Origin of the sequence: Variovorax sp. Varisp41 (assembly GCF_047325085.1) — a bacterium.
Lineage (GTDB): Bacteria > Pseudomonadota > Gammaproteobacteria > Burkholderiales > Burkholderiaceae_C > Variovorax.
This window is the reverse complement of sequence record NZ_CP168540.1, coordinates 3,258,008-3,284,087: the sequence shown is the minus strand read 5'-3', so window position 1 is coordinate 3,284,087 and position 26,080 is coordinate 3,258,008. Positions and strand designations below refer to the sequence as shown.

General features: G+C 68.9%; 23 protein-coding genes. 10 read left to right on the top strand and 13 right to left on the bottom strand.

Going from position 1 to position 26,080, the window contains the following annotated elements; all coding sequences use genetic code 11:
- Window positions 1-2 precede the first annotated feature (2 nt).
- Both ACEN9J_RS15225 and ACEN9J_RS15220 read left to right on the top strand, forming a co-directional pair.
- Window positions 3-539: a hypothetical protein gene (locus tag ACEN9J_RS15225; RefSeq protein WP_216087441.1), complete on the top strand. Its 537-nt coding sequence runs from the start codon at window positions 3-5 to the stop codon at window positions 537-539.
- Window positions 540-801: 262 nt separating this feature from the next.
- Complete coding sequence (locus ACEN9J_RS15220; RefSeq protein WP_057591158.1) at window positions 802-1,920, top strand: 3-deoxy-7-phosphoheptulonate synthase; 1,119 nt, start codon at window positions 802-804, stop codon at window positions 1,918-1,920.
- Between the two features lie 4 nt (window positions 1,921-1,924).
- Here the strand turns inward: ACEN9J_RS15220 and ACEN9J_RS15215 are convergent, their stop codons facing one another.
- From ACEN9J_RS15215 to mpl, 3 genes are read right to left on the bottom strand one after another with little or no spacing between them, the layout of a single operon-like run.
- On the bottom strand, window positions 1,925-2,431 hold the full coding sequence (locus ACEN9J_RS15215; protein WP_093353427.1) for a cupin domain-containing protein: 507 nt from the start codon (window positions 2,429-2,431) through the stop codon (window positions 1,925-1,927).
- Between the two features lie 14 nt (window positions 2,432-2,445).
- A complete protein-coding gene (locus ACEN9J_RS15210; RefSeq protein WP_413764489.1) occupies window positions 2,446-3,747 on the bottom strand; it encodes a hypothetical protein in 1,302 nt (433 codons plus the stop codon).
- A 12-nt stretch (window positions 3,748-3,759) separates the two neighbouring features.
- Window positions 3,760-5,169, bottom strand: a complete 1,410-nt coding sequence (gene mpl / locus ACEN9J_RS15205; protein ID WP_413764488.1) for a UDP-N-acetylmuramate:L-alanyl-gamma-D-glutamyl-meso-diaminopimelate ligase — start codon at window positions 5,167-5,169, stop codon at window positions 3,760-3,762.
- Between the two features lie 103 nt (window positions 5,170-5,272).
- Here mpl and ACEN9J_RS15200 point away from each other — a divergent pair, with 103 nt between their 5' ends.
- The 7 genes from ACEN9J_RS15200 (at window position 5,273) to ACEN9J_RS15170 (ending at window position 11,759) form a co-directional block, all read left to right on the top strand.
- Entirely contained in the window at window positions 5,273-5,872 is a 600-nt protein-coding gene (locus ACEN9J_RS15200; RefSeq protein WP_057591151.1) for a hypothetical protein, read from the top strand.
- Window positions 5,869-6,414 carry a TlpA family protein disulfide reductase gene (locus ACEN9J_RS15195; RefSeq protein WP_261211303.1) on the top strand — a complete coding sequence of 182 codons (546 nt, stop codon included), beginning with the start codon at window positions 5,869-5,871 and terminating at the stop codon, window positions 6,412-6,414. Before ACEN9J_RS15200 ends, ACEN9J_RS15195 begins: the two co-directional genes overlap by 4 nt.
- A 100-nt stretch (window positions 6,415-6,514) precedes the next feature.
- Entirely contained in the window at window positions 6,515-6,976 is a 462-nt protein-coding gene (gene accB, locus ACEN9J_RS15190; RefSeq protein ID WP_057591148.1) for an acetyl-CoA carboxylase biotin carboxyl carrier protein, read from the top strand.
- Window positions 6,977-6,978: 2 nt separating this feature from the next.
- Complete coding sequence (gene accC / locus ACEN9J_RS15185) at window positions 6,979-8,328, top strand: acetyl-CoA carboxylase biotin carboxylase subunit (protein ID WP_057591146.1); 1,350 nt, start codon at window positions 6,979-6,981, stop codon at window positions 8,326-8,328.
- Between the two features lie 16 nt (window positions 8,329-8,344).
- Window positions 8,345-9,229, top strand: coding sequence for a 50S ribosomal protein L11 methyltransferase (prmA, locus tag ACEN9J_RS15180; protein WP_057591145.1), 885 nt, complete (start codon window positions 8,345-8,347; stop codon window positions 9,227-9,229).
- Between the two features lie 88 nt (window positions 9,230-9,317).
- Window positions 9,318-10,784 carry a zinc-ribbon and DUF3426 domain-containing protein gene (locus ACEN9J_RS15175; RefSeq protein WP_413764487.1) on the top strand — a complete coding sequence of 489 codons (1,467 nt, stop codon included), beginning with the start codon at window positions 9,318-9,320 and terminating at the stop codon, window positions 10,782-10,784.
- A gap of 69 nt (window positions 10,785-10,853) precedes the next feature.
- Window positions 10,854-11,759, top strand: coding sequence for a carbohydrate kinase family protein (locus ACEN9J_RS15170; RefSeq protein WP_413764486.1), 906 nt, complete (start codon window positions 10,854-10,856; stop codon window positions 11,757-11,759).
- A gap of 121 nt (window positions 11,760-11,880) precedes the next feature.
- Here ACEN9J_RS15170 and ACEN9J_RS15165 read toward each other — a convergent pair whose 3' ends face one another.
- The 8 genes from ACEN9J_RS15165 to ACEN9J_RS15130 form a co-directional block, all read right to left on the bottom strand.
- A complete protein-coding gene (locus ACEN9J_RS15165) occupies window positions 11,881-12,381 on the bottom strand; it encodes a histone H1-like DNA-binding protein (protein ID WP_082321630.1) in 501 nt (166 codons plus the stop codon).
- A gap of 197 nt (window positions 12,382-12,578) precedes the next feature.
- Entirely contained in the window at window positions 12,579-13,799 is a 1,221-nt protein-coding gene (locus ACEN9J_RS15160) for a ribonucleotide-diphosphate reductase subunit beta (RefSeq protein WP_413764485.1), read from the bottom strand.
- Between the two features lie 214 nt (window positions 13,800-14,013).
- A complete protein-coding gene (locus ACEN9J_RS15155) occupies window positions 14,014-16,932 on the bottom strand; it encodes a ribonucleoside-diphosphate reductase subunit alpha (RefSeq protein WP_057591137.1) in 2,919 nt (972 codons plus the stop codon).
- Window positions 16,933-17,284: 352 nt separating this feature from the next.
- Window positions 17,285-17,905, bottom strand: a complete 621-nt coding sequence (gene ampD, locus ACEN9J_RS15150; protein ID WP_413764484.1) for a 1,6-anhydro-N-acetylmuramyl-L-alanine amidase AmpD — start codon at window positions 17,903-17,905, stop codon at window positions 17,285-17,287.
- Window positions 17,892-19,478, bottom strand: coding sequence for a sigma-54-dependent transcriptional regulator (locus ACEN9J_RS15145; protein ID WP_413764483.1), 1,587 nt, complete (start codon window positions 19,476-19,478; stop codon window positions 17,892-17,894). Before ACEN9J_RS15145 ends, ampD begins: the two co-directional genes overlap by 14 nt.
- A gap of 4 nt (window positions 19,479-19,482) precedes the next feature.
- Window positions 19,483-21,189 carry a two-component system sensor histidine kinase NtrB gene (locus tag ACEN9J_RS15140; protein WP_413764481.1) on the bottom strand — a complete coding sequence of 569 codons (1,707 nt, stop codon included), beginning with the start codon at window positions 21,187-21,189 and terminating at the stop codon, window positions 19,483-19,485.
- Between the two features lie 28 nt (window positions 21,190-21,217).
- Window positions 21,218-21,469 carry a PP0621 family protein gene (locus ACEN9J_RS15135; protein WP_261211288.1) on the bottom strand — a complete coding sequence of 84 codons (252 nt, stop codon included), beginning with the start codon at window positions 21,467-21,469 and terminating at the stop codon, window positions 21,218-21,220.
- A 9-nt stretch (window positions 21,470-21,478) separates the two neighbouring features.
- Entirely contained in the window at window positions 21,479-22,288 is an 810-nt protein-coding gene (locus tag ACEN9J_RS15130; RefSeq protein ID WP_413764480.1) for an inner membrane protein YpjD, read from the bottom strand.
- A gap of 125 nt (window positions 22,289-22,413) precedes the next feature.
- On the opposite strand from ACEN9J_RS15130, the gene ffh reads away from it, so the two are divergent.
- Complete coding sequence (gene ffh, locus ACEN9J_RS15125; protein WP_261211284.1) at window positions 22,414-23,802, top strand: signal recognition particle protein; 1,389 nt, start codon at window positions 22,414-22,416, stop codon at window positions 23,800-23,802.
- A gap of 65 nt (window positions 23,803-23,867) precedes the next feature.
- On the opposite strand, the gene ACEN9J_RS15120 is transcribed toward ffh, so the two are convergent.
- Together ACEN9J_RS15120 and ACEN9J_RS15115 are read right to left on the bottom strand one after the other, a co-directional pair.
- Window positions 23,868-25,007, bottom strand: a complete 1,140-nt coding sequence (locus ACEN9J_RS15120) for an AAA family ATPase (RefSeq protein ID WP_413764479.1) — start codon at window positions 25,005-25,007, stop codon at window positions 23,868-23,870.
- A complete protein-coding gene (locus ACEN9J_RS15115) occupies window positions 25,004-25,903 on the bottom strand; it encodes an RNA ligase family protein (RefSeq protein WP_413764478.1) in 900 nt (299 codons plus the stop codon). Before ACEN9J_RS15115 ends, ACEN9J_RS15120 begins: the two co-directional genes overlap by 4 nt.
- Window positions 25,904-26,080: the final 177 nt, after the last annotated feature.

Sequence of the window (26,080 nt, the reverse complement as noted above, 5' to 3'; positions counted from 1 at the left end):
CAATGGGGAACAGGATCCACTCGCCCGCCGCCCTCTGGGCCATGACCGCCCTGGTCGCGCTGGCCAGCGCCGGCTGCGCATCGCGCGGCGGCTCGGGCAGCCAGAGCGAGGCCGCGCCCGCGGCGGCCGCGGCCCCGGCCGCCCCCGCGCGCAGCGGTTCCAAGGCCGGCATGGACGCCCAGGGCAATGTCGTCGATTCGTCCAAGGTCGAGGCCGGCAGCGGCCGCACCGTCAAGGGCCTCAACGGCTACGAAGGCGAGATCACCGGCAACCCGGCGCGCAACAGCAAGTTCGCCCGGCTGCAGATCGGCATGAGCGCGCGGCAGGTCACCGACCTCGCGGGGCAGCCCACCGACCAGGGCGCCTACGTGACCGGCAAGGCCTTCATCCCGTTCTATTTCGGCAGCGACCGCCATCGCTTCGAGATGACCTACAAGGGCCAGGGCCGCCTGATCTTCGCGGGTGGCGGCATGGGCGACTACTCGAGCGGCAACCTGATCTGGATCATCCACAACGCCAACGAGTCGGGCTACCGCTGAGCCCGTGTCCAGGCGCCGGCTCCGTCGGCGCCAAAACAACGAACGCCCGGCCTCGAAGCCGGGTTTTGTTTTTCCGTGCTACATTCGCGCCCATGTCCGCCGCTCTCCGCGCCTATTTCTTTGCCTACTTTTGGTTCCCGGTTTCCGGCGGACGAGAGGCGAGCGCGTAAAGCAGACAGGCACCCCTCCCAAAACCGCCGGCGCAAGCAGCCCCGGCGGTTTTTTTATGCCCTGACGATATTCAATCCAACAAGGAACCTTCATGAGCACGAACACTGCCCCGGCCAGCGAGAGCTGGTATGCGAGCGTCGAAAAAACCAGCAAGACCGACGACGAACGCATCAAGGACATCAACGTGCTCCCCCCTCCCGAACATCTGATCCGCTTCTTCCCGATTCGCGGCACGCCGGTCGAAACGCTGATCACGGGCACACGCCGCAGCATCCACAACATCATGGGCGGCAAGGACGACCGGCTGCTGGTGGTGATGGGGCCCTGCTCGATCCACGATCCGGCCGCCGCGCTCGACTACGCGCGCCGCCTCAAGGTCGAGCGCGAGAAGTACGCCGACACGCTGGAGATCGTGATGCGCGTGTACTTCGAGAAGCCGCGCACCACGGTCGGCTGGAAGGGCCTGATCAACGACCCCTACCTCGACGAGAGCTACCGCATCGACGAAGGCCTGCGCATCGCGCGCCAGCTGCTGATCGACATCAACCGCCTGGGCCTGCCGGCGGGCAGCGAGTTCCTCGACGTGATCTCGCCGCAGTACATCGGCGACCTGATCGCCTGGGGCGCGATCGGCGCGCGCACCACCGAGAGCCAGGTGCACCGCGAACTGGCCTCGGGGCTGTCGGCACCGATCGGCTTCAAGAACGGTACCGACGGCAACATCCGCATCGCCACCGACGCCATCCAGGCCGCGGCGCGCGGCCACCATTTCCTCTCGGTGCACAAGAACGGCCAGGTCGCGATCGTGCAGACCAACGGCAACCGCGACTGCCACGTGATCCTGCGCGGCGGCAAGGCGCCCAACTACGACGCGGCCAGCGTCGAGGCGGCCTGCAAGGACCTCGAGGCGGCCAAGCTGCCGCCCACGCTGATGGTCGACTGCAGCCATGCCAACAGCTCGAAGCAGCACCAGAAGCAGATCGACGTGGCGAAGGACATCGCCGGCCAGATCGCCGGCGGTTCGCGCCGCGTGTTCGGCGTGATGGTCGAGAGCCACCTGCAGGCCGGCGCCCAGAAGTTCACGCCCGGCAAGGACAAGATCGCGGGCCTCGAGTACGGCAAGAGCATCACCGACGCCTGCCTGGGCTGGGACGATTCGACCCAGGTGCTCGAGACGCTGTCGCAGGCGGTCAAGCAGCGCCGCGGCTGATCGCTCAGATCAACGCGGCGAGTTCGGGCCAGTGATGGCGCACCGCGGCGGCCTCGTCGCCGTCGGGCGCCATCAGCGAGAAGTCGGCGAAGTCGAAGCCCGGCCCGACCATGCAGGCGACCAGCGTGAAGTCGCCCGCCGAATGGCTTTCGATCGGCCGCGCGGCTTGCCACTGGCCCGCGGGCACCACGTGCTGGGGCCGCGTGCCGTGCACGTCGACCGGCCCGAGCCGCACATGGGCCGGTGCGGTGCGCAGCGCGGCATCGCAGGTCCACAGCGCGAGCGGCACGCCTTCTAGATGCACCCAGACCTCGTCGGACAGCACCCGGTGCCAGCGCGAATGCTGGCCGGCTTCGAGCAGGAAGTAGATGCTGGTGAGCGCGCTGCGGGCCGCGCGCTCGTCGGCGGGAGTCACCTGCACCGCGGAGCGGAACACCTCGCGGTACCAGCCGCCCTCGGGATGCGGCTGCAGCCCCAGCGTGTCGATGAGTTGGGTGGCGCGCTGGGTCATGGGCGGATCCTCGTTCAGGGTGTGGCCGGAAAGTGCCAGCCGGCCAGGTGCTTCAGGTCGCTGGCCTGGCCGCCGGGAATGCGCTCCGGCAGGGGCTGGGCATGCGATGGGGCCGGCACGCCGACCGCGATCCGCGTCACGCCGGTGGTCTTGCCGAGTCCGGCGACCCAGCTCTGCCAGCGCTCGCCGTTGCGGCGGTCGCGAAAGCCGATGCCGGCGATCTGCCCGGCGGTGGGCGGCGTGGGCGAGAGCAGGTCCAGGTATTCCACGCGGCCGCGCACGATGCCGCGATGGTCGGCCTTTACTTCGTGGCAGTAGGCGGCGGTCCACAGGTCCTCGCGCAGCCGCACGGCATGCACGTCGCCCGCGGCCGGTGGCCCGGGGATCGACTTGGCGCGCGCGCCGGCGGCGGGTTTGCGCCGAACCGGTTCGGCGGCCTCGGCAGGCGGTTCCTGCCTGGGGCGTTTCAGATGGCCGAACAGCCGCGCCACCAGTTGCTCGTCGAGACCATCGGCCGCGCGCCACCAGCCCAGCGGGGCCGGTGCCTCGACCTTGGTGGAAGGGCGCTGGTCGCGTTCGACGGCGGTGGTCCAGCGCGTGAAGAGGCCCGGATGCTCGGGCGTCTGCATGACGCCGAGCGTGGCCAGGGCCTCGAGCACCGTCTCGCAGCGGTAGGGATTGTTCACGCGCAACAGCTTCGCGTTCTTGAGCGCAGTGCGCGCCTTGCCGTAGCGCGTGTCGGCCGGCAGGGCGCGCAGCAGGTCGAGCAGGCGATGGAAGACCCAGATGTCGCGCGGTGTCGGTTGCGGCCAGCCTTCGGCCGAGCCCGCGGCTTCCAGCGCGAGCAGGCCTTCGATCGGTCCGCCGGTGCCCCAGCCCGCGCCCTGCAGATGGCGGAAGTAGGCGCGCAGCGTCGGATCGGCGCGCTCCTCGCGGTGGAAGCAGACACGGCAGCTGCCGCCGCCCATGGCGCCCATCGGATGCGCCGGCATCGCGAGGCCGAGGGCGGTGGCGGGCAGCACCGTGAGCCACGCCAGGTCGCTCGAGGTCATCGAGGCGACGAAGGCATCGGCCGCGCGGCGCAGGTCCACGCCGGCCGCGGCCTGCCGCAGGCGGTTCACCGCCTCGTCGTGCGGGATCGCGACGAAGCGGTTGGGCTCGAGGCCCGCGTCGGCCAGCGCCTGCCGCTCGGCTTCGCTGAAGGTGTCGGGAATGCGGTGGCAGTGGTTGCCGTCGGCATCGAAGTAGCTGTTGCCGCTGTCGTACACGCGGCGCAGCAGGCCGAGCAGCGTGTCGTCGGGTGCCGCGGCCGCCATGCGCGATCCCGCTCAGGCGATGCCGTCGCGCAGGGCCTGCAGCAGCTTGTCGTGCACGCCGCCGAAGCCGCCGTTGCTCATGCAGACGATGTGGTCGCCGGGCCGCGCCGCGGCGACCAGTTGGCCCACCAGCGTGCCGATGTCGCCAGCCACCCGAGCGCGCTCGCCCATCGGGGCCAGCGCCGCGGCTGCATCCCAGTCGAGCCCGGCCGTGTGGCAGAACGACAGGTCGGCCGACTCGAGGCTCCAGGGCAGTTGCGCCGCCATCACGCCGAGCTTCATCGTGTTGCTGCGCGGCTCGAAGGCCGCGAGGATGCGCTCGCCCTGGCGACCCGCGGCGTCGAGCTTCTGGCGCAGGCCGTCGAGCGTGGTGCGGATCGCGGTGGGATGGTGGGCGAAGTCGTCGTAGACCGTGATCGCGCCGCCCGCGCGCTCCACCGTGCCGCGCAGTTCCATGCGCCGGCGCACGTTGCGGAAGCTGCCGAGCGCGCGCGCCGCGTCGGCCGGCGATACGCCCACGTGCTCGGCGGCCGCGATCGCGGCCAGCGCATTCATCTGGTTGTGCAGGCCCGACAGCGCCCATTCGACGCGGCCGACCTGCTCGCCCTCGTGCAGCACGTCGAAGGCGTCGTGCGTGCCGCGCGCCTGCCACTGCGCGCCCGGACCTTCGCCGCCGAAGCGCGCGAGCTCGCTCCAGCAGCCCTGGGCCAGCACGCGCTCGAGGCTGGGCTCGGTGGCATTCACCACCAGCCGGCCGGTGGACGGCACGGTGCGCACCAGGTGATGGAACTGCCGCTCGGTGGCCGCGAGGTCGTCGAAGATGTCGGCGTGGTCGAACTCGAGGTTGTTGAGGATCGCCGTGCGCGGGCGGTAGTGCACGAACTTGCTGCGCTTGTCGAAGAAGGCGGTGTCGTACTCGTCGGCCTCGATCACGAAGGCCGGTCCGTCGCCGAGCCGGGCCGAGACGCCGAAATCGAGCGGCACCCCGCCGACCAGGAAGCCCGGCGCCTTGCCCGCGCGCTCGAGCACCCAGGCCAGCATCGAAGTGGTGGTGGTCTTGCCGTGCGTGCCGGCCACCGCCATCACGTGGCGGCCCAGCAGCACGTGCTCGGCCAGCCACTGCGGGCCGCTGGTGTAGGGCTTGCCGGCGTCGAGGATGGCTTCCATCAGCGGAAACTTCGGCGTGCCGTCGGCCAGTCGGGCGCGCGACACCACGTTGCCGACCACGAACACGTCGGGCGCCAGCGCGAGCTGGTCGGCGCCGAATCCCTCGATCAGGTCGATGCCGAGCGCGCGCAGCTGGTCGCTCATCGGCGGGTACACGCCGGCGTCGCAGCCCGTGACCCGGTGGCCTGCCTCGCGCGCCAGGGCGGCCAGACCGCCCATGAACGTGCCGCAGATGCCCAGAACATGAATATGCATGGGGGCGATTCTAGGGAGGCGCATCGCCGCGGCCCGGTGCGACGGCCTTGGAGGCGGTACTGGTGTTCACGTGCGGGCCATGCTCTGCGGGCAAAATGCCCCGATGGACACGTCCAAGCGTGAAATCGCCGCCTCCGCCGCCCGCCTCGTGGTCGAGGAGGGGCTCGAATACGGCCCGGCCAAGCGCCGGGCGCTGCGCGACCTGGGGCTCTCGGCGCGCACCGCGCTGCCGAACAACGACGAGGTCGAGGCCGAGGTGCGCGACTACATCGCGCTGTTCTGCGCCGACACCCAGCCCAAGGAGCTCCATGCGCTGCGGATGCTGGCCCTCGAATGGATGGAGCGCATGGCGGCGTTCCGGCCCCATGTCGGCGGTGCCGTCTGGCACGGTACGGCCACCCGGCTGTCAGACATTTATATTCAATTGTTCTGCGATGATTCGAAGTCGGCCGAGATCGCGCTGATCGACCATCACGTGGACTACGAGCCGCGCATGGTGACCGGCTTCCATGGCGAGCAGGTCGAGGCCTTGAGCGTGCATGCGCCGAGCCGGGCCCTCGGCGAGGAAATCGGCGTGCACCTGCTGGTCTACGACCTCGACGACCTGCGCGGCGCGCTCAAGCCCGACGCCCAGGGCCGTTCGCCGCGTGGCGATCTGGCGGCGCTGCGGCGGCTGATCGAAAGAGAAAAGGACAACGGATGACTTCTTCGGCCACACGACGCGGCCTGTTGTATGGCGGCGTGGCGGTGGCGGCCGCCGCGGCCGGCCTGGGCGGTGCCTGGTGGCGCCATCGTGGCAGCGGCGCGGCCGGCGAAATGCTCGGGGCCGATTTCTGGGCCCAGCGTTTCGAGCGGCCCGAAGGCGGCGAACTCGCCATGACCAGCTTGCGCGGCAAGCCGCTGCTGCTCAACTTCTGGGCCACCTGGTGCCCGCCTTGCGTGGAAGAAATGCCGATGATCGATCGCTTCTTTCGCGATCATGGTGCCAATGGCTGGCAAGTCGTGGGCTTGGCGATCGATCAGCCGAGCTCCGTGCGCAAGTTCCTGCAGCGCACGCCGGTCACCTATCCGACCGGATTGGCTGGTTTGCAGGGCACGGAACTGGTCAAGAATCTCGGCAATACCGGCGGCGGCCTGCCGTTCACGCTGGTGCTGAACGCCGATGGGTCGGTGGCGGCCCGTAAAATGGGCAAGCTCGAAGAGGCCGACCTGGAGGGTTGGCGACGTGAACTCGTTCACAGTTAGAATTAGATACACAGGTCGGCGTTAACCGCCGAAAGCCGACAATCAACGATGTTCGGCCTAGTTGTATCCTAATAACCGGAAAACCCGGCACTGGAGTCCCATGGATCTGCGCAAACTCAAGACACTGATCGATCTGGTGTCCGAATCGAATATTTCCGAGCTGGAAATCACTGAAACCGAGGGCAAGGTCCGCATCGTCAAGGGTGGCGGTGCCGCGCCCGTCCAGTACGTGCAGACCCTGGCGGCGGCGCCCGCCGCGGCACCGGTCGCAGCGCCCGCCGGTGCTGCAGCGCCTGCCGCCGCCCCGGTGGCCGAAGCCGCTCCGGCCGGCCATGCCGTGAAGTCGCCGATGGTCGGTACCTTCTACCGCGCCGCGAGCCCGGGCGCTCCGTCCTTCGTCGAGGTCGGCAGCAAGGTCAACGAGGGCGACACGCTCTGCATCATCGAGGCGATGAAGATCCTCAACGAAATCGAGGCCGACAAGGCCGGCACGGTCACCCAGATCCTCGGAGAAAACGGTCAGGCGGTCGAATACGGCCAGCCGCTGTTCATCATCGAGTGACCATGTTCAAGAAGATCCTGGTCGCCAACCGCGGCGAGATCGCGCTGCGCATCCAGCGCGCGTGCAGCGAACTCGGCATCAAGGCCGTGATGGTCTATTCCGAGGCCGACCGCGACGCCAAGTACGTCAAGCTGGCCGAGGAGGCCGTCTGCATCGGCCCCGCGCCCTCGGCGCAGAGCTACCTCAACATGCCGGCCATCATCTCGGCGGCCGAAGTGACCGATGCCGAGGCGATCCATCCCGGCTACGGCTTCCTGAGCGAGAACGCCAACTTCGCCGAGCGCGTCGAGCAGAGCGGCTTCCAGTTCATCGGGCCGACGCCCGAGAACATCCGCACCATGGGCGACAAGGTCTCGGCCAAGCAGGCCATGATCAAGGCCGGCGTGCCCTGCGTGCCCGGTTCCGACGGCGAGCTCTCCGACGACGCCACGGCCAACAAGCGCATCGCGCGCGCCATCGGCTACCCGGTGATCATCAAGGCCGCGGGCGGCGGCGGTGGCCGCGGCATGCGCGTGGTCCATACCGAGGCCGCGCTGATCAACGCGATCCAGATGACCAAGGCGGAGGCCGCGGCGGCCTTCAACAATCCCTCGGTCTACATGGAGAAGTTCCTCCAGAACCCGCGCCACGTCGAGATCCAGGTGCTGGCCGACAAGCACCGCAACGCGGTCTACCTCGGCGAGCGCGACTGCTCGATGCAGCGCCGTCACCAGAAGGTGATCGAGGAATCGCCCGCGCCGGGCATTCCGCGCAAGCTGATCGAGAAGATCGGCGAACGCTGCGCGGCCGCCTGCAAGAAGATCGGCTACCGCGGCGCCGGCACCTTCGAGTTCCTCTACGAGAACGGCGAGTTCTACTTCATCGAGATGAACACCCGCGTGCAGGTGGAGCATCCGGTGACCGAGCTCACGACCGGTATCGACATCGTCAAGACGCAGATCATGGTGGCGGCCGGCGAGAAGCTGCCGTTCACGCAGCGCCAGATCCAGATGCACGGCCACGCGATCGAGTGCCGCATCAACGCCGAGGACGCCTGGAAGTTCACGCCGTCGCCGGGCCGCATCACGATGTGGCACCCGCCGGGCGGCCCGGGCGTGCGCGTGGATTCGCATGCGTACACCAACTACTTCGTGCCGCCCAACTACGACTCGATGATCGGCAAGATCATCGTCTTCGGCGACACCCGCGAGCAGGCCATGGCGCGCATGCGCACCGCGCTCAACGAGACCGTGATCGAAGGCATCCAGACCAACATCCCGCTGCACCGCGAGCTGATGGTCGACGCCAAGTTCATGGCCGGCGGCACCAACATCCACTACCTCGAAGAGTGGCTGGCCGCGCACAAGCGCTGAGCCGTCCCTGCCCGCCATGTTCGAACTCCGCCTGCTGGCCCCCGAGGAACGCATCGAGACCCTCGGCGACGCGCTCGATGCGCTCGACGCACTGAGCATCTCGGTCGAGGATGCCGACGCGCAGACCGACGCCGAGCAGGCGCTGTTCGGCGAACCCGGCATGCCGCCGCCCAAGGAGGGCTGGCAGCGCTCGCGCGTGATCGCGCTGTTCGCCACCGAGGAACTGGCGCGCGACGCGGGCTCGGTGCTCGCGCTGCAGGACTTCTTCGAAGGCTGCACGCTGCTGGGCATCGCCGAGCTGCAGGACCAGGACTGGGTGCGGCTCACGCAGTCGCAGTTCGCGCCGGTCGAGATCACGCCCGAGTTCTGGATCGTGCCGAGCTGGCACGAGGCGCCCGCGCAGGCGACGCAGGTGATCCGGCTCGATCCGGGCCTGGCCTTCGGCACCGGCACCCATCCCACCACGCGCATGTGCCTGCGCTGGATCGCGACCCGCGGTGCGCTCGCGGGCCAGCGCGTGCTCGACTACGGTTGCGGCTCCGGCATCCTGGCCATCGGTGCCGCGAAGTACGGTGCGGGCGAGATCGACGCGGTCGACATCGACGAGGCCGCCGTGAGTTCGACGCGCCTCAACGCCGAGGCCAACGGCGTGACGCTCGACGCGGGCCTGCCCGAAGCGGCGCAGGGTCAGTACGGCACGGTGCTCGCGAACATCCTCGCGACCCCGCTCAAGGTGCTCGCACCGCTGCTGTGCGAGCGCGTGGCGCCCGGTGGCTCGCTGGTGCTCGCCGGCATCCTCGAGCGCCAGGCCGACGAGCTGAAGGAAGCCTACGCGCCCTATGTGGCGCTCGAAGTCAGCGACAGCGAGGACGGCTGGATCCTCATGACGGCACGCCGCTGAACGCGCTCGCGCCGGGGGCTTTCTCCGGCGCAAACGGCGCCGCCGGCATCGCGTCGCGCCGAGGGCCCAACCCTACAATCGCCCCCTCATGAGCCTCGTCACGCGTTGCCCCGCCTGCGCCACCACCTTCAAGGTGGTGCGCGACCAGCTCCGGATCTCGGACGGGTGGGTGCGTTGCGGTCGCTGCAGCCACGTGTTCGATGCGACGCTCGACCTGCAGGAGACGCCGGATGCGGCCGGCGTCGCGCCGCCGCCGATGCAGCAGATGCCGCCGGCGCCGGCTCCGATGCCGGCTGGTACGCCGGATACTCGGCCCGATGAATCGGGTGTCGCGGACGATGCGAATTCGCCCGTCCCGCCCCGCGTCGAGGAGGCCGACTTCCTCGATGACGAGGTCGGCGAGGAAGCGCCGCCGCCGCCAGGCGCCGAGCCGATGCCGCCCGTTGCGCCCGCGCCGCCGCCGGCCATGGACACGCGCGAAAGCGCGGACTTCGCGCCGCCCGCGCACGGCATCGTCGCCGACGAGCCCTGGTCCGACCTCGAGGTGCGCGAGCCGCAATGGCGGCCGCCGCCGAGCTCGCTGCCACCGTTTCCCGACATCGATCTCGATCTCGCCGCACCGCCATCGCCGCCGCCCTCGCCGGCACCGCCACTGCCCGCGGTGTGGACGCGCCGTTCCAACGCGCCCGCGATCCCGTCGAATGAAAAGCCCGCGGGCTTCGCGACGCTGCGCCGTTCCGGGTCCGACGAAGACAGCGACGAGGACACCGAGCTCGAGCTCGAGCGCGACGACGCCGATGCGCCCGAGGAAGGCGACGACAAGGACCGGCTGCAGATGCAGAAGGCGCTGCGCCGGGCGCGCGCCAAGTCGGCCAAGATCGCCGCCAGCGCCAAGGCGCACGACGAACGCGGCGAACCGGAGGAGCGCGCGAAGAGCGATGACCCTGCGCTGCTGCCCTTCGCCTCCGTGCTCGACGCGGCGGACGAGACCGAGGAGCGCGCGGCGCACCGTTTCGCCGACGAGATCGACGACGACGAAAGAGACGATCGACCGAAGTCCTTCTGGCAGCGCATCGGCAAGCGGCGCGGGCTGATCGCGCTCGCGGCGATCGCGGGCCTGCTGCTGGTCGTGCAGGTCCTGCGGCACGAGCGCGACGGCATCGTCGCGCGCCAGCCCTCGCTGCGTCCCGCGCTGGCCGCGCTGTGCCAGGCGACGGGCTGCGAGCTCGCGCCGCTGCGCCGCATCGGAGACATCGTCATCGAGGGCGCCGCCTTCGCGCGCGAGAAGAGCGGCGGCAACGACTACCGCTTCAGCTTCAACCTGCGCAGCAATGCCGCGGTGCCGCTCGCGATGCCGTCGATCGAACTGGTGCTGCTCGATACGCAGGAGCGAGCCGTCGTGCGGCGCGTGCTCTCGCCGGCGGACTATGGCGCGCCTGCGGTGCTCGCGGCACGCGGCGAACGCGTGGCCTCGCTGCCGATGACGCTGACGGGGCCCGAGGCCGCGGCTCTGCCGCCGATCGCAGGCTATCGTGTCGAGGCCTTCTATCCCTAGGCGCCTGGCGAGCCGCCGGTTGCGCGCCCGCGCCTTCTTTTCTTTTCTCTCACCTCAACGGATCAGCCCATGGCAGCAGTGATTTGCGGTTCCCTCGCCTTCGACACCATCATGACCTTCGAGGGCCGGTTCGCCGACCAGATCCTCCCGGACCAGTTGCACATCCTCAACGTGTCCTTCCTGGTGCCGGGCCTGCGCCGCGACTTCGGTGGCTGCGCCGGCAACATCGCCTACAGCCTCAACGCGCTCGGCGGCACGGCGCTGCCGATGGCCACGCTGGGCAGCGACGGCGCCGACTACATCGAGCGCATGCGTTCGCTGGGCATCAGCACGGAGTTCGTGCGCCAGCTCGACGACACCTTCACCGCGCAGGCGATGATCATGAACGACGCCGACAACAACCAGATCACGGCCTTCCATCCGGGCGCGATGCAGCAGGCCCACGTCACGAAGGTCGCGGCGCGCGAGGACATCCGGCTCGGCATCGTCGCGCCCGATGGGCGCGAGGCGATGCTGCAGCACGCCGAGCAGTTCGCGGCCGCCGGCATTCCCTTCGTGTTCGATCCGGGCCAGGGCCTGCCGATGTTCGACGGCGAGGCGCTCAAGCATTTCGTCGAGCTCGCGAGCTGGGTGGTGGTCAACGACTACGAGGGCAAGATGCTCTCGCAGCGCACGGGCTGGAGCCTGGCGGAGATCTCGCGGCGCGTGCAGGGCCTCGTGGTCACGCTCGCGGCCGAGGGTTGCGAGGTGTGGACGAGCGGCGAGCGCGAGCACGTGCCGGGCGTGGTGCCGGCCGCGGTGATCGAGCCCACGGGCTGCGGCGATGCATGGCGCGGCGCGCTGCTGTTCGGTCTGGAAAAGGGCTGGCCGCTCGCGCAGTGCGCGGCGCTCGGCAACCAGGTCGGCGCGCTCAAGATCGCGCAACGCGGCCCACAGAACTACCAGGTCGATCGCCAGGCACTCGGCCTGGCCTGACGAGCGACGGCGCGGCGGCGGATGCCACCGCCGCGTCGCCTCGCGATCTGTCTTGCCCAATGAAAAAGCCCGACACCTTGCGGTGCCGGGCTTGATGCCTTTTCAGGGCTGCCGAGAAAACTCAGGGCTTGCTGGCCGTGGGGAACGGCCAGGCTGCCTGGGGATTCAGCGTCGTCTGCGCAGCGGGGGCGGGCGCAGCGGCAGCCTTGGCGGGCGCCTTGGCAGCCTTCTTCGCAGCAGGCTTCTTGGCAGCAGCGGCAGGCTTGGCAGCAGGCTTCTTCGCGGCTTTCTTGGCCGCAGCCTTCTTGGCAGGGGCCTTCTTGGCGGCAGCCTTCTTCGCAGGCGCCTTCTTGGCAGCGGCCTTCTTCGCCGGTGCCTTCTTCGCTGCGGCCTTCTTGGCCGGAGCTGCCTTCTTCGCCGGCGCCTTCTTCGCGACGACCTTCTTCGCGGCTACCTTCTTGGCAGCGACCTTCTTGGCCGGAGCCTTCTTGGCAGCGACCTTCTTGGCCGGAGCCTTCTTGGCGGCGACCTTCTTGGCCGGGGCCTTCTTCGCTACGACCTTCTTGGCCGGAGCCTTCTTCGCTGCGGCTTTCTTAGCCGGTGCTTTCTTTGCAGTTGCCATTTCTGTTTTCTCCTTGATCAAGTTGAAAAAATCAACCTATTGAAGCACTCCGCGCATGTTGGTAGCGCTGGAGCGATTCATGGCGTTGGATTCCGTGCTCCAGCACCATGAACACCTGAGCCCTCGTCCATGCCGCGCTCTTCGGCGCGGTCGGTGGCAAGAGCAATTCTTGAATTCATTTATTGTTATCGAAATATTCAATCCCAGGAGAGCGCACCACCCGATTGGTATTCGATCACGCGGGTCTCGAAGAAATTGCGCTCTTTCTTCAGGTCAATCATCTCGCTCATCCACGGGAACGGATTTTCCTCGTTCGGGAAGAGCGTTTCGAGGCCGATCTGCTGCGCGCGCCGGTTGGCGATGTAGCGCAGATAGCCCTTGAACATGGAGGCGTTCATGCCGAGCACGCCACGGGGCATGGTGTCTTCGGCGTACTTGTATTCGAGCTCGACGGCGCGCATGAACAGCGCCTTGATCTCGGCCTTGAACTCTGCCGTCCAGAGGCCGGGGTTCTCGAGCTTGAGCTGGTTGATCAGGTCGATGCCGAAGTTGCAGTGCATCGACTCGTCGCGCAGGATGTACTGGTACTGCTCGGCGGCGCCGGTCATCTTGTTCTGGCGGCCCAGCGCGAGGATCTGCGTGAAGCCGACGTAGAAGAAGAGGCCTTCCATGAGGCAGGCGAATACGATCAGCGACTTGAGCAGCGTCTGGTCGGTCTCGTGCGTGCCGGTCTTGAAGTTCGGGTCGCTGATCGCGTCGATGAACGGAATCAGGAACTGGTCCTTCTCGCGGATCGACGGCACCTCGTTGTAGGCGTTGAAGATCTCGCTCTCGTCCAGGCCCAGCGACTCGACGATGTACTGGTAGGCGTGCGTGTGGATCGCTTCCTCGAAGGCCTGGCGCAGCAGGAACTGGCGGCATTCGGGGGCCGTGATGTGGCGGTAGGTGCCCAGTACGATGTTGTTGGCGGCCAGCGAGTCGGCGGTGACGAAGAAGCCGAGGTTGCGCTTGACGATGCGGCGCTCGTCTTCGGTCAGGCCGTTCGGGTCTTTCCACAGCGCGATGTCGCGCGTCATGTTCACTTCCTGCGGCATCCAGTGGTTGGCGCAGGTGGCGAGGTACTTTTCCCACGCCCACTTGTACTTGAACGGGACCAGCTGGTTGACGTCGGTCTCGCCGTTGATGATGCGCTTGTCGGCGGCCCTGACGCGGCGCGTTTCAGCCGGAGCGCTGGCGCCGACAGATGCGGGCGCGGCCTGGCGGGCAGGCTGCTGCACGGGTTGCAGCGAAGGTTGTGCCATCGATGAAGCCGACACATCCGCACGGCCGGCGGCGACGCCGGTCGATGCGTGATGCTGCAAACCTTGTTGCATGTCCTTTGGCAAGGAGGGCTTGACTTCTTCGTCCCAGGTCAACATAGAAAAATCCAATGCTCAAATTATCCGAGCAACGATGTGAGTTGCAAAGTGCTCGTTCACATCGCACTCCATTTATGTGGTTGTTATGTTGCTCGCATGCATCGCGCGATGTCGGTCAATGCCTTCAACCGGCCTCCGTCATCGCACGACATCGCATGCGCCTCACGCTTCGTCGCGCAGCGCACCGCGCTGTGTTCGCGGTGCGCTGCGTGCATCACTGGCAGGCTTCGCAGGTCGGATCGTCGACGCCGCAGAAGGCGATGTCGGTCGCGGGGATCGCGCTCATCTGTGCCTTCGCCGCGGCGGCCGCGGCCTCGAGTGCGCTCATGCCCGACGGTGCGTCGCTGCCCGAGGACACCGCGTTGAGGCGACCCGACTGCACCGTCGACTTCTCGGCGTGCGTCGCGCTCTGCGTGCGCAGGTAGTAGGTGGTCTTCAGGCCGCGCAGCCATGCGAGCTTGTAGGTGTCGTCGAGCTTCTTGCCCGAGGCGCCGGCCATGTAGATGTTCAGCGACTGCGCCTGGTCGATCCACTTCTGGCGGCGCGCGGCGGCTTCCACCAGCCACGTCGTCTCGACTTCGAACGCGGTGGCGTAGAGCGCCTTCACGTCCTGCGGCACGCGGTCGATGGGACGCAGCGAGCCGTCGAAGTGCTTCAGGTCCATCACCATCACGTCGTCCCACAGGCCCAGGCGCTTGAGGTCGCGCACCAGGTAGTGGTTGATCACGGTGAATTCGCCCGACAGGTTCGACTTGACCGAGAGGTTGCCGAAGCACGGTTCGATCGAGGCGTCCACGCCGATGATGTTCGAGATGGTCGCGGTCGGGGCGATGGCCACGCAGTTCGAATTGCGCATGCCGTCGGCCTTGATCTTGGCGCGCAGCGCGTCCCAGTCGAGCGTGGCCGAGCGGTCGACCTCGACGTAGCCGCCGCGTGCCTTCTCGAGCAGGTCGAGCGAGTCGATCGGCAGGATGCCCTTGTCCCACAGCGAGCCCTTGTAGCTCGAGTACTTGCCGCGTTCGCGCGCCAGCTCGGTCGAGGCCCAGTAGGCGTGGTAGCAGATCGCTTCCATCGATTCGTCGGCGAATTGCACGGCTTCCTGCGAGGCGTAAGGAATACGCAGGTCGTACAGCGCGTCCTGGAAGCCCATCAGGCCCAGGCCGACCGGACGGTGGCGCAGGTTCGAGTCGCGCGCCTTCTTCACGGCGTAGTAGTTGATGTCGATCACGTTGTCGAGCATGCGCATCGCGGTCGAGATCGTTTTCTTGAGCTTCTCCTGGTCGACCTTGCCGTCCTTCAGATGCTGCAGCAGGTTGACCGAGCCGAGGTTGCAGACCGCGGTTTCGGTGTCGCTGGTGTTCAGCGTGATCTCGGTGCAGAGGTTCGACGAGTGCACCACGCCGGCGTGCTGCTGCGGCGAGCGCACGTTGCAGGCGTCCTTGAACGTGATCCAGGGATGGCCGGTCTCGAACAGCATCGTGAGCATCTTGCGCCACAGGTCGGTGGCCTGCACGGTGCGGCTGGGCTTGATCTCGCCGCGCGCGGCCTTCTCTTCGTAGGCGACGTAGGCCTTCTCGAAGTCGGCGCCGAACAGGTCGTGCAGGTCGGGCACGTTCGAGGGCGAGAACAGCGTCCAGGAACCCTTTTCCATCACGCGGCGCATGAACAGGTCGGGGATCCAGTTGGCGGTGTTCATGTCGTGCGTGCGGCGGCGGTCGTCGCCGGTGTTCTTGCGCAGCTCCAGGAACTCCTCGATGTCGAGGTGCCAGGTCTCGAGGTACGTGCAGACGGCGCCCTTGCGCTTGCCGCCCTGGTTCACGGCCACGGCGGTGTCGTTCACCACCTTGAGGAAGGGCACCACGCCCTGCGATTCGCCGTTCGTGCCCTTGATGTGGCTGCCGAGCGCGCGCACGCGGGTCCAGTCGTTGCCCAGGCCGCCCGCGAACTTCGAGAGCAGCGCGTTTTCCTTGATCGACTCGTAGATGCCGTCGAGGTCGTCGGGCACGGTGGTCAGGTAGCAGCTCGACAGCTGCGAGCGCAGCGTGCCGCTGTTGAACAGCGTCGGCGTGCTCGACATGAAGTCGAAGGACGACAGCACTTCGTAGAACTCGATGGCGCGGGCTTCGCGGTCGATCTCGTTGAGCGCCAGGCCCATCGAGACGCGCATGAAGAAGGCCTGCGGCAGCTCGATGCGGTTCTTGCGCACGTGCAGGAAGTAGCGGTCGTACAGGGTCTGCAGGCCGAGGTAGTCGAACTGGTTGTCGCGCTCGGCCTTCAGCGCCGCGCCCAGGCGGGGCAGGTCGTACTGCAGCAGCTTCTCGTCGAGCAGCTCGTTCTCGACGCCCTTCTTGATGAACGAGGGGAAGTAGTCGGCGTAGGCGGTGGCGCGGTCGGCGGGCATGACTTCGCGGCCGACGATCTCCTTGAAGATCGTGTGCAGCAGCAGGCGTGCGGTGGCGAAGGTGTAGTCGGGATCCTTCTCGATCAGCGTGCGGGCCGCGAGGATCGAGGCCTTGTAGACCTCGTCGAGCGGCACGCCGTCGTACAGGTTGCGCATGGTCTCGGCCACGATCGGCGCGGCCGTGATGCTGTCGCCCAGGCCCTGGCAGGCCGATTCGATCAGGCCCTTGAGTTCGCTGACGTCGAGCGCGACGCGTTCGCCGCGGTCCAGCACGTGCAGCGCGGGGGCCGCGATCTGGGCTTCCTGCTCGCCCTGCTTCGCGCGTTCCTGGGTGCGGCGCTCGCGGTAGAGCACATAGGCGCGTGCCACTTCCTGGTGGCCGCCGCGCATCAGGCCCAGTTCGACCTGGTCCTGCACGTCCTCGATGTGGAAGGTGCCGCCGCCCGGACGCGAGCGCACCAGCGCCTTCACGACGGCCTGGGTCAGCGCGTCGACGGTCTCGCGCACGCTGGCCGAGGCCGCACCCTGGGTGCCGTGCACGGCCAGGAAGGCCTTCATCATCGCGATCGCGATCTTGTTCGGCTCGAACGGGACCACGGCGCCGTTGCGGCGGATGATCTGGTAGTGCGCGAGGTTCTGTCCGGTGGGCGAACCGGCGGTGTCGCGGGGGGACTGGGGCGGCGTGGAGGGGATGGCACGCGCGGCGGTGGGTGTGTTCAGTGCTGTTTGCATTCGCTTCCTCTCGGTTGGCAAAATTCTTGTTGGATGAGCGGCGCTGCTGGGGCCGCTTCGTCGGCGCTGAGGCCGGCCGGGAGACACTATATCTAGGGTGCAGGGGGTGTACAACCCACTAGATGTAGCGTTTTCCTTCAGCCTTCAAGAGGGAGAGGAAAACAGTTTTCGTGATTCGCGGCCATCTTTGCCGCATGAACACTGGCTCATCCTCTCGCAACCCGCGCCCCATGCGGCTTTCGAGCCGATTTGGGCCTGCAAGGCGCATGGTTGCTACGCATCGCGTTTGCGAATGGAGCGATTGCTGCACCGCGATTCCAGCGCATCGCACGGCGCGCATCGATTGAAAAAATTAGCGGTCCACCACCTGCGAGGGAAACATGTGTGGACCCCAGCCGAGGTGATCGCGCAGCCGGTGCCAGTCGAAGCCGGCGCCGGGATCCTGCTTGCGGCCCGGTGCAATGTGCTCGTGGCCCGCGATGTGCGCGATCGGATAGTGCTGCGCGATCGCCGCCGCGAGGCTCGCGAGCGTCTCGTACTGCGCGTCCTCGAACGGCCCGCCCTCGAGGCCCTCGAGCTCGATGCCGATCGAGTCGTCGTTGCAGTTGTCCCGGCCGCGCCACGACGACACGCCCGCATGCCATGCGCGGTCGTCGCCGCTCACGAACTGCCAGAGCTCGCCGTTGCGGCGCACGTAGAAATGCGAGGACACCTCGAGTCCGCGAATGCTTTCGAAGTAAGGGTGCGCGTCCCAGTCGAGCCGGTTGGTGAACAGTTGCTGCACCGCGTCGCCGCCGTACTCGCCGGGCGGCAGGCTGATCGAATGCAGCACCACGAGGTCGATGCGCGCGCGCGCAGCCGCGGGGCGCGGCCCGAAGTTGGGCGAGGGCAGCGCCTTCGCGAAGCGGTACCAGCCGTCGCGCCAGAGCGCATCGTCCGTGGGGCCGAGCGCGCCGTCTTCAGTCGTCGACATGGCTGCTCGCGCCATCGTCGCCGTTGGGCGTGCTGATGCCCAGGCGCGCGATGCGGTAGCGGATCTGGCGCAGGCTCATGCCCAGGCGCGCGGCCGCGGCCGTGCGGTTGAAGCCGCTCTCGTGCAGCGCGCGCACGAGGATCTCGCGCTCCTGCTGATCGAGGTAGGCCTGCAGGTCGGAGGGCAGCGGCGTGGGTACCACGGGGCGCGGCGCGGGCGGGGGCGCGGCCACGACGGGCTTCGCTTCGACAGCCTCGGGTGGAGAGGTTGCCGCGGTCGTCGCGGCGTGCGGCGCGGCGGGTCCGGGCGCGGCCGCCATCCAGCCGCCGCTGCCCGCGCCATCCATCAGGTCGAGCTGCAGTTCGTCGCCGTCGTACAGCGCGACCGCGCGGTGCAGCAGGTTCTCGAGCTCGCGCACGTTGCCGTGCAGCGGATGCTGCGCGAGCTGCCGCAGCAGCGCGTCCGACAGGCGCGGCGCGGGCAGCCCGCCGTCCTGCGCGATGCGCGCGAGCAGCGCGACGCACAGCGCGGGCAGGTCCTCGCGGCGCTCGCGCAGCGCGGGCACCGCGATCTCGATCACGTTGAGCCGGTAGAACAGGTCCTGGCGGAAGCGGCCGGCCTGCACCTCGGCGTGCAGGTCCTTGTGGGTCGCGCTCACGATGCGCACGTCGACCGCGTCCTCCTGCGTGGAGCCGATCGGCCGCACGCTGCGTTCCTGGATCGCGCGCAGCAGCTTCGACTGCATCGCCAGCGGCAGGTCGCCGATCTCGTCGAGGAACAGCGTGCCGCCGCGCGCGGCCTGGAAGTAGCCGTCGCGGTCCTGCGCCGAGCCCGTGTAGGAGCCCTTGCGCGCGCCGAAGAATTCGGCCTCGAGCAGGTTCTCGGGAATCGCGCCGCAGTTCACCGCGACGAAGGGGCCTTCGCTGCGCTGGCTGCAGGCATGGACCGCGCGCGCCACCAGTTCCTTGCCGGTGCCCGATTCGCCGCGCACCAGCACCGGCGCCATGCCGCGCGCGACCTTGGCGATGCGCGACTTCACGAGCCGCATCGGTTCCGAATCGCCGACCAGCCGTTCGAGCGCGGAAGCGCCCGCGCTGCCCGCTGCCGCCAGTGCCGAAGCGCCGTCGCCGGCATCCGCAGCCTTGGCCGAACGTAGGGCGGCCTGAGCGACCGGCTGCTGTTGCTGCGCCTGCACCGCGGAGGCAACGACCGCGCGGAACTGCTTGAGGTCGACCGGCTTGGTGAGGTAGTCGAAGGCGCCGGCCTTCAGCGCCTCGACCGCGTTCTCGGCCGAACCGTAGGCGGTCATCACGACGCAGCGCTCGCTGCGCTGGTTCTTCTGGATGCGCTGGATGATCTCCATGCCCTGGCCGTCGGGCAGCCGCATGTCGGTGATCACGGCGTCGAAGCGCGTGGCCTCGAGGTGCTGCCAGGCTTCGGAGACGCTGCCCGCGGCCTCGACCCGGTAGCCTTCGCGCAGCAGCGTGAGTTCGTAGAGCGTGCGAAGGTCGGGTTCGTCGTCGATGACGAGGATCTGCGCGGGACGCTGGGAGGGCGGATGGGAGCTGCTCACGCCGCTATTGTGTCAGCCGGTTTTCGCTCGCGGCGAAGCCGACGAAGAATTCGTTGCCCTCGAGCGCCTCGCCCGCCAGCGCGCGCCGCTCGTAGCCGATGGTCGCGCCATGGCGCCGGCACAGCTCGCGGCACAGGAACAGTCCGAGTCCGCTCGAGCGGCTTTCCGACGAGAAGAAGGGTTCGAACAGGTGGCGCTGCACCGCGGGCTCGAGCGGTGCGCCGTCGCTCCAGACCTGCAAGGTCGGCCGGCCCGGGCTGCCCGCGCGCTGCAGCGTGGTCACGACCTGGATCGCGCCCTCGCGCAGGCTCGCGTAGCGCGCCGCGTTGTCGAGCAGGTTCACCAGCAGGCGGCGCAGATGCTCGACGTCGAAGCGCACCTCGACGCCCGGCGCGTCGAGCGCGAGGGTCACGCCCTGGCGCCGGGTCTGGCGCATCCACTCCTCGGTCAGTGCCTGCACCGTGGGGTCGAGCACCACCTGCTCGCCGAGCGACAGCACGCGCTGCTGGCGCGCGCGCGAGACGTCGAGCACGTCGTCGACGATGCGCGCGAGGCGCTGTGCGTTGTGCTGCACCATGTGCGTGAGCTGGCGGTGCGCGGGGTCGGTCAGGTCCTCGTTGAGCAGCGCGCTGGCCTGCGTGATGGCCGCCAGCGGGTTGCGGATCTCGTGCGCCACCGCGGCCGACATGCGGCCCATGGCGGCCAGCTTCTCGGTGCGGATGCGGGCCTCGAGCTCGCGCAGGTCCTGCAGGAACATCACGCACAGGCTGCCCATGCGGCGGTCGCTCGAGGGCGTGAGGCGGGTGCGCACGCGCACCTCGCGCGCCGCCCCGCGCGCCTGCGCGACCGGGATCTCCTCGGACTGCGGCTCGCGGCGCGCATAGGTCTGGCGCGCCAGCGCGGCCAGCGCATGCCAGGCCGGCTGGGCATGCAGCGGAAAGGGCAGCCGCAGCTGGCCCAGGCCCTGGCCCAGGATCGCGTCGGCCGCCGGGTTGGCCGCGTGCACCAGGCCCTCGGCATCGATCACCAGCACGCCTTCGCTCAGCGTTTCGATCACCAGGTCGTTGACCTGCGCCTGCATCTGCGCGCTGCTGCGGTTGTGTTGCGACACCGCTTCCTCGCGCGCCAGCCGTCGCGCGAGCTCGTGCGCCAGCAGCGCCACCACGAACAGCCCAGTGCCGGTCAGCGCCGCCTGCACGAAGCGCGCGGGCGAGTCGCCGGGCTGCTGGGCCCAGTGCCAGGCGGCATCGGCCAGCAGCAGCAGCGTGACGCCGGCGGTGGTGCCCATGCTCACCATCACCGTGCCGAGCACCGCGCTCATGAGCACCGGCAGCGCGAACAGCGGCGTGTAGTTGATGTTGCCGCCCTGCGTGACCTGCAGCGCCGCGAAGACCGCGAGGTCGATGCCGGTGCTCAGCATCCAGGTGGCGCCGAAACCGCGCATCGGTGGCTCGAAATGCACGTAGCGCGCGCCCAGCGCGGTCGCCGCGAGGTAGCTCGCCGACAGCGCCACCGCCACCGGCTGCATGGTCTGGCCGAGCGCGAAGCTCACGCCCTGCAGCAGCACCAGCACCAGCGCGACGAAGCAGCGCGCGCCCATGAAGCCGCGCCACAGCCGCAGCAGCGCGGCGCTCTCGCGCGCGCCGGGTTCCAGCACGTCCCAGTCGGTGACCGGTTCGCCGCTGGCCCAGAGGGAGGAGCTGCTGCCCATCGCTGCGACGAAGCCGGCGCGGCGCCGTTCAGGCGCGCTCGGCGAGCTGCCGGTGCGCGGCGCTGCAGAAGGGGGTGCCGTCGGCGCCGCGCACCGCGTCGCTCGCGGGCAGGTGCAGGCCGCAATGCGCGCAGCGCACCATTGCCTGCGGCGCGCCCACCGCGGGCGGCGCGGCGGGGCGCGGCGCGCGGGCGGCGCGCTCCTGCATTTCTTCGCGGCGGTTCTTGCGCCAGAGCCAGATCGCGACCCAGACCACCGCGAGGACGAGAAGGTATTTCATCGAATGTTTTCAGACGGGCGGACGCGCCAGCACCACTTCGAGCACGAAGCGCGAGCCCACGTAGGCCAGCAGCAGCAGCGCCGAGCCCGCGTAGAGCACGCGCCGCGCGGTGCGCCCGCGCCAGCCGAAGCGCGCGCGGCCGATCAGCAGCACCGCGAAGCTGATCCAGGCCAGTACCGAGAAGGCCGACTTGTGGTCCCACTTCCAGGCCCGGCCCGCGGCGCCGTAGAGCTGCTCGCTGAACAGCAGTCCGGCCAGCAGCGTGGCCGACAGCAGCACGAAGCCGGCCGTCACGAAGCGGAAGGTCAGGCGCTCGAGCGTCAGCAGCGGCACGCCGCCCTGCGGCTCGGTGGCCAGGCGGATCTGCTTTTCGGCGCGGGTCGTGAGCCAGGCGTGCACCACCGCGGCGGCGAACAGGCCATACGAGGCGATGCCCAGCGCCAGGTGCAGCGGCAGCCAGGGCGAAGCCGACACGTGCAGCGGCGTGCCGGGAAAGAGGATCGCCAGCAGCACCGCCGCCGCGCCGAGCCAGGCCAGCGCGCGGCGCACCCGCAGTTGCGGGTACATGCGGCTTTCGACCGCGTAGACGGTGAGCACCAGCCAGGCCGTGACCGAGAGCGCGGGCGCGAAGCCGAAGCGGGGTTCGTGGCCGACCATGCCGTGGCCGAGCGCCGCGGCATGCAGCAGCCAGGCCAGGCCGAGCGCCCACTGGGTGGCCTGCCGGCTCAGCCGGGCGCCTGCGGCGGCGGCAAAACCGTAGGCGGCCGCGGCGGCGATGCCCAGCGCCACGCCGAGTGGGGAGGGGATCGCTAAAATCATCGATCGGAGTTTAGCCGCTCACCCTTGCATTTCCGGGTGCCGCGCGCCAGCTTCCCTCCTACCCGTCTCCCGCGACTTCTCCCATCCGTCCCGCCGCAGCGGGCAGCAAGCAAGGCATCCCCTCCATGGCCAGCGCTCTCACCGAAAAATTCTCCCGCCTCGTCAAGACGATGAGCGGCCAGGCGCGCATCACCGAAAGCAACGTGCAGGACATGCTGCGCGAAGTGCGCATGGCGTTGCTCGAAGCCGACGTGGCGCTGCCCGTGGTGCGCGACTTCGTCGCCCGCGTGAAGGAAAAGGCGCTCGGCCAGGAAGTGCTGGGCTCGCTCAAGCCGGGCCAGGCGCTGGTCGGCATCGTCAACCGCGAGCTCGCCGCCACCATGGGCGAGGGCGTCTCCGACATCAACCTCGCGGCCCAGCCGCCGGCGGTGATCCTGATGGCCGGCCTGCAGGGCGCCGGCAAGACCACCACCACCGCCAAGCTCGCCAAGCACCTGATCGAGAAGCGCAAGAAGAAGGTGCTCACGGTCTCGGGCGACGTCTACCGGCCCGCCGCCATCGAGCAGCTCAAGACCGTCACCAGGCAGGCCGGCGCCGAATGGTTCCCGAGCACGGCCGACCAGAAGCCGCTGGACATCGCGCGCGCCGCGCTCGACCACGCCAAGCGCCACTTCTTCGACGTGCTGCTGGTCGACACGGCCGGCCGGCTCGCGATCGACGAGGTGCTGATGGCCGAGATCCAGCAGCTGCACGGCGCGCTGAACCCGGTCGAGACCCTGTTCGTGGTCGACGCCATGCAGGGCCAGGACGCGATCAACACGGCGCGTGCCTTCAAGGAGGCGCTGCCGCTCACCGGCATCATCCTGACCAAGACCGACGGCGACTCGCGCGGCGGCGCGGCGCTGTCGGTGCGCCAGGTCACGGGCGTGCCGATCAAGTTCGCGGGCGTGAGCGAGAAGATCGACGGCCTCGAGGTGTTCGACGCCGAGCGCCATGCGGGCCGCATCCTGGGCATGGGCGACATCGTCGCGCTGGTCGAGCAGGTCACGGCCGGCGTCGACGTGGCGGCGGCGCAGAAGCTCGCGGCCAAGGTCAAGAGCGGCGCGGGCTTCGACCTCAACGACTTCCTCGGCCAGTTGCAGCAGATGAAGCAGATGGGCGGCCTCTCGAGCCTGATGGACAAGCTGCCCACCCAGATGGCGGCCAAGGCCAGCGAGGCCGACATGACGCGCGCCGAGCGCGACATCCGCCGCAAGGAAGGGATCATCCAGAGCATGACGCCGCTGGAGCGCCGCAAGCCCGAACTGCTCAAGGCCACGCGCAAGCGCCGCATCGCGGCCGGCGCGGGCGTGCAGGTTCAGGAAGTGAACCGGCTGCTCAACGAGTTCGAGCAGATGCAGGGGATGATGAAGAAGATGAAGGGCGGCGGCCTCATGAAGATGATGAAGAAGATGGGCGGCATGAAGGGCATGGGCGGGATGGGTGGTCCCGGCGGGCCGAAGCTGCCGTTCTGAGCCGCGTACATATATAGAGAGATGGACGAAGCCCGCCGGGGACGGCCCGGCGGGCTTCGTCGCTTTCAGGTCTGCACCTCGTAGACCGTCGCATGCGCCTCGATCGGCGTCGGCAGCTCCCAGCGGTGCAGCATGCGCTCGATGCCCGCGTTCGACAGCGTCGTGTCGCGCTCGCGGTTGCGGCGCATCAGCTCGGCATGCGGCACCTCGAGGTACACCAGCTCGATGTGCGCGTGATAGGCCCACAGCAGGTCCAGCGTCTTGGTACGCATCTGCTGGCTCAGGTGGGTGGCGTTCCAGACGAAGTGTTCCTGCCTGCGCAGCAGCGCCTTCGCCTGGTCGACCGCATGGTGCGCGGCGAGCCCGTCGTTCTCGCCGTGCTTCAGGCCCAGCTCGGCGCGCGCATCGTCGAAGGACACGACCGGCCAACCCTTGCGCTGCTGCGCCACCCAGTGGTTCTTGCCGCTCGCGGGCAGGCCGCACATCACCGTCACGCGCGAGCCCGGGTTCTGGAACAGCGGGTAGTCGGGGCTGGTGTCCGCGCCGCGGAAGTAGGCCAGGCGCGTGTGGGCGTCGACCATCCGTCGCGGGCCGTCCCAGCAGCCTTCCTCCTGCGCGAGCTGCTCGAACAGCGCGATGTCGGCCAGGCTGTCGGAGCGCTTCTCGTAGTGCCGCCCCAGCATGTCGCAGCGCGCGACGCAGCACAGGTCGGGCAGGCTCAGCTCCCACGACAGCCGATGCACCAGCCGCTCGGGCCGCTCGCCCTTGCGCGAGGCGAAGGCATGGAACGGAAGCTGGTGCACCGCGACGATCCGGCACACGGCCTCGCGCAGCGCGAAGGGCACGCGCGCCTTCCACATCAGCACGCGCACATCGACCGCGCCGCGACGCGAATGGCCGGGCTGGCCGATGCGGCCGCTGGCCTCGTCGATCACCGTGGTGTCGGGCTTGGCGATGTCGTGCAGCAGGCAGGCCATGAACAGCACGAAGCGGCCGTCGGCATCGGCGCGCCGGTAGTGCTCGTCCTGCAGCAGCGCATCGAGCACCATGCGCGTGTGGATGCCGACGTTGCCCTCGGCGTGGTAGTACGGATCCTGCGGCGTCTCCTCGAGGCGCAGCAGGCCCGGCAGCAGTTCGCAGCAGCGTGCCCAGTCGGCGCCTGCGCCGGGCGCGGGCACCAGCGTGCGAAGTTCGTCGAAAGTCATCGCGGCCTCCCGGTGGTCGTGAGTTCGGCGGGATCGCGCAGCGTGCGCAGTCCCAGGTCATGCCAGCCGAGCGGCGGCACCGGCGCATGCAGGTCCGCGCCCGGCGCCAGCCGGTTGGGCAGCAGCGGCCGGCGGCTGTGGTGCGAGCCCGAGCCGAGGATGGTCTGGACGAAGTCCGGGCGCACCCACTTGTAGCGGCCCGTCACCTGGCCGTTCGACTCGGTCTTGAGGTACAGGCCCTCGGCCAGGTCCGACAGGTCGGTCTGCTGCCGCGCCAGCGCGAGCGGCTGGCCCTCGTCGGCCACGGCCTGTTCGAAGGCCGAGCGCCAGCCCGTGCTGCGCGCGAGCGAGGGCCGCACGAGCGAACGCAGGGCCTTCGGCTGGCGCGGCATCGCGCCCTCGTAGAGCACCGGCACCGACAGCACCGGGCCGCCCGCGAGCAGCGCCTGCCGCGCCGGCGTCGAGAGAAAACGCTGCGCCTGGCGGTCGTAGAGATCGAACTCCAAGAAGAAGGCCGGCAGCCGGTCGTACCAGCAGCTGTGCTTGGCGAAGCACCATTCGCCGTACATCACGTAGCGGTCCTCGAGCCGTTCGAGCAGCGCCGCCTCGTGCGTGGCGGCCCAGTGCTTGAACAGGTTGAACTGGCGCTCGCCGGCACCACCCGCGAGGTAGTGGCCGCGCGACTGCAGCAGCAGCTCGCCGGCCGCGCTGAACGACACGGCGGCGTTCGCGCCATCGAGCTTCTCCTCGATGACCACGTGCAGTCCGTGCAGCGCCGCCAGCGGCGTCTGGCCGTCGTCGCTGTCGCCGGGCTGCAGCCGCGAGCCTTCGAGGTGCGCGGTCCGCGGGTACTTCAGCAGCGGCAGCGACGAGAGGGAAGAAGAAAGGGGAAACACGTTTGTTCTCCGGATGGAAACCAGGAAGAACCGACAACGTGCGGGAGCGAAGCTGAGAGGGATCGGGAGCGACTTCGACGGCCGCTGTTTCCAGCGAAGGGCCGTGTCCGGTCAGCGGATGCGCAGCTTGGCGCCCGACATGACCAGTGAAGTGGTGTTGTCGGCGTCAGAGGGTGG